Origin of the sequence: Halorubrum sp. Ea8, from assembly GCF_002252925.1 — an archaeon.
Taxonomy (GTDB): domain Archaea; phylum Halobacteriota; class Halobacteria; order Halobacteriales; family Haloferacaceae; genus Halorubrum.
The window spans coordinates 1-1251 of sequence record NZ_NHPF01000036.1 but is presented as its reverse complement, the minus strand read 5'-3'; the positions used below and the strand labels follow the sequence as shown (position 1 = coordinate 1251).

The window sequence follows — 1251 nt, the reverse complement described above, 5'->3', positions numbered from 1 at the left end:
CACCGATCCCGAGAACTGGCCCGACTGAAATTCCCTTCAACACAACCGCGATGAACAACGGGGCCGTACATCCAGCTGCAGCCGCCGCGTACAGCACGCCGAACAAAAAGAACCCGGTAAGCGATCGTTCCCGCTCAGGCAGTCGGACAACCGACCAAGCGGGCTTCCATCCGACAACCATCGCCCCACCGGTAATCAAGAACACGGCACCAACGACCACTTCGAGGATGGCGATGTCTGCAAGCGCCTGCGCGCCGAAAAACGCGGTCGTCCCTGCCAATCCGACATATACGAGTGTCATTCCGGCGCCGGCAAGCAAACTCAGTAGCGCTGCGCGAGTAACTGGTCGGCGGAAGCGTGAGAAGAACCCACCCGACTCAGGAGCCGCGCTTGAGTGGGTGAAGCCGAGCGTCGAACGGTCACCGTCGGGTTCCGATACCGTATCACTCACAAAATACGAAAGGTAACCAGGAAGTAGCGGGAACGCACACGGGGCGAAGAATGTAGCGACGCCAGCCGAAAACGACAGCCCGAACAACGCTGAAAGCGTTAAACTGGTCATTGTTATGATTCCGTGAGAAGCGGATCGATTATCGAAGTAAACTCCTTGAACGTGCGTGCTCGCACCGTTGATCTATCTCCTGTCGCAGGGGTCCCATCCACATCGAACACTAGGTTTGTCGGGTAGCTGTTCGCGTTCCACCGGTTGGTCGCAATCAGGGCTGGATCAGTGACGACTGGCCACTTCCCGTCGTACTCTCGCCAAAACTCTTGGATGAGTTTCTTGTCCACTTCCGGCGTGATCGAGACCATATGCAGCGTCTCAGTATCGTACTCCGCACGCAACCGCCGAAATTCCGGCATCTCTTCCTGACACGGTCGACACCATGTTGTGAAAAAATTTAATAGGACAATTTTCCCGTCTGGTTTGAGAACCACGTCCCCGTCAGGGAAACTATCTCGCGTCACGACCGACGGCAATGCAAGTGGTTCGGACTCACCAGATGTCCCGGCCGCAGATTCTGTCTCGTCGCTAGGTGTGTCTGAGTCGATCGACTGTAAGCTAGCACACCCAGCGAGACTACTCCCAATTGCGGTACTCACCATCCCAAGAAACGATCGACGCGGATTGGAGGGCATATCCATCGGTACGATAGTGAAAGAACCGTAATAATTCGGCTGAAGGCTACAAGAGCGATTTGATCCACAGAAACGTATCCATAGACGTTTATGTGAACTACCCCACCCTAC

Annotated in this window: 1 protein-coding gene and 1 pseudogene; both read right to left on the bottom strand. The window is 55.2% G+C overall.

Annotated features, from left to right (window positions below; translation table 11 throughout):
- Positions 1-301, bottom strand: a pseudogene (locus DJ74_RS19380) (cytochrome C biogenesis protein); the annotation flags it as partial.
- Between the two features lie 263 nt (positions 302-564).
- Positions 565-1107 (bottom strand): TlpA disulfide reductase family protein, encoded by a 543-nt coding sequence (locus tag DJ74_RS02885; RefSeq protein ID WP_254921668.1) that lies wholly within the window; start codon positions 1105-1107, stop codon positions 565-567.
- Positions 1108-1251 lie beyond the last annotated feature (144 nt).

Excerpts from the sequence above, each read along its gene's own strand:
- DJ74_RS02885 (WP_254921668.1), bottom strand. The coding sequence starts at position 1,107 with ATGGTGAGTACCGCAATTGGGAGTAGTCTCGCTGGGTGTGCTAGCTTA.